This window comes from Desulfovibrio piger ATCC 29098 (assembly GCF_000156375.1).
In the GTDB taxonomy this organism is placed as follows: domain Bacteria; phylum Desulfobacterota; class Desulfovibrionia; order Desulfovibrionales; family Desulfovibrionaceae; genus Desulfovibrio; species Desulfovibrio piger.
Genome location: NZ_DS996352.1, coordinates 5237 through 6867, shown reverse-complemented (window position 1 = coordinate 6867; position 1631 = coordinate 5237). Strand labels below are relative to the sequence as shown.

The 1631-nt window shown below is 43.5% G+C and carries 3 protein-coding genes; 1 reads left to right on the top strand and 2 read right to left on the bottom strand.

Features of this window, described 5'->3' with window-relative positions; translation table 11 throughout:
- Positions 1 to 236 (top strand): super-infection exclusion protein B (locus DESPIG_RS13090; protein WP_246118388.1); only part of this gene is annotated, 236 nt, incomplete at its 5' end.
- Between the two features lie 56 nt (positions 237 to 292).
- Here the strand turns inward: DESPIG_RS13090 and DESPIG_RS13085 are convergent.
- Positions 293 to 616, bottom strand: a complete 324-nt coding sequence (locus tag DESPIG_RS13085; RefSeq protein ID WP_001564525.1) for an antitermination protein N — start codon at positions 614 to 616, stop codon at positions 293 to 295.
- Positions 617 to 1081: 465 nt separating this feature from the next.
- Positions 1082 to 1516 (bottom strand): protein rexB, encoded by a 435-nt coding sequence (locus DESPIG_RS01570; RefSeq protein WP_001245922.1) that lies wholly within the window; start codon positions 1514 to 1516, stop codon positions 1082 to 1084.
- Positions 1517 to 1631 lie beyond the last annotated feature (115 nt).

Genomic DNA, 1631 nt, shown 5'->3' with positions numbered 1-1631 from the left:
GAAAACGCATTAAGATGCAAAACGATAAAGTGCGATCAGTAATTCAAAACCTTACAGAAGAGCAATCTATGGTTTTGTGCGCAGCCCTTAATGAAGGCAGGAAGTATGTGGTTACATCAAAACAATTCCCATACATTAGTGAGTTGATTGAGCTTGGTGTGTTGAACAAAACTTTTCCCGATGGAATGGGAAGCATATATTATTCCCTATTGAGGATATTTACTGGACTGAATTAGTTGCCAGCTATGATCCATATAATATTGAGATAAAGCCAAGGCCAATATCTAAGTAACTAGATAAGAGGAATCGATTTTCCCTTAATTTTCTGGCGTCCACTGCATGTTATGCCGCGTTCGCCAGGCTTGCTGTACCATGTGCGCTGATTCTTGCGCTCAATACGTTGCAGGTTGCTTTCAATCTGTTTGTGGTATTCAGCCAGCACTGTAAGGTCTATCGGATTTAGTGCGCTTTCTACTCGTGATTTCGGTTTGCGATTCAGCGAGAGAATAGGGCGGTTAACTGGTTTTGCGCTTACCCCAACCAACAGGGGATTTGCTGCTTTCCATTGAGCCTGTTTCTCTGCGCGACGTTCGCGGCGGCGTGTTTGTGCATCCATCTGGATTCTCCTGTCAGTTAGCTTTGGTGGTGTGTGGCAGTTGTAGTCCTGAACGAAAACCCCCCCGCGATTGGCACATTGGCAGCTAATCCGGAATCGCACTTACGGCCAATGCTTCGTTTCGTATCACACACCCCAAAGCCTTCTGCTTTGAATGCTGCCCTTCTTCAGGGCTTAATTTTTAAGAGCGTCACCTTCATGGTGGTCAGTGCGTCCTGCTGATGTGCTCAGTATCACCGCCAGTGGTATTTATGTCAACACCGCCAGAGATAATTTATCACCGCAGATGGTTATCTGTATGTTTTTTATATGAATTTATTTTTTGCAGGGGGGCATTGTTTGGTAGGTGAGAGATCTGAATTGCTATGTTTAGTGAGTTGTATCTATTTATTTTTCAATAAATACAATTGGTTATGTGTTTTGGGGGCGATCGTGAGGCAAAGAAAACCCGGCGCTGAGGCCGGGTTATTCTTGTTCTCTGGTCAAATTATATAGTTGGAAAACAAGGATGCATATATGAATGAACGATGCAGAGGCAATGCCGATGGCGATAGTGGGTATCATGTAGCCGCTTATGCTGGAAAGAAGCAATAACCCGCAGAAAAACAAAGCTCCAAGCTCAACAAAACTAAGGGCATAGACAATAACTACCGATGTCATATACCCATACTCTCTAATCTTGGCCAGTCGGCGCGTTCTGCTTCCGATTAGAAACGTCAAGGCAGCAATCAGGATTGCAATCATGGTTCCTGCATATGATGACAATGTCGCCCCAAGACCATCTCTATGAGCTGAAAAAGAAACACCAGGAATGTAGTGGCGGAAAAGGAGATAGCAAATGCTTACGATAACGTAAGGAATTATTACTATGTAAACACCAGGCATGATTCTGTTCCGCATAATTACTCCTGATAATTAATCCTTAACTTTGCCCACCTGCCTTTTAAAACATTCCAGTATATCACTTTTCATTCTTGCGTAGCAATATGCCATCTCTTCAGCTATCTCAGCATTG

Excerpts from the sequence above, each read along its gene's own strand:
- DESPIG_RS01570 (WP_001245922.1), bottom strand. The coding sequence starts at position 1,516 with ATGCGGAACAGAATCATGCCTGGTGTTTACATAGTAATAATTCCTTAC.
- DESPIG_RS13085 (WP_001564525.1), bottom strand. The coding sequence starts at position 616 with ATGGATGCACAAACACGCCGCCGCGAACGTCGCGCAGAGAAACAGGCT.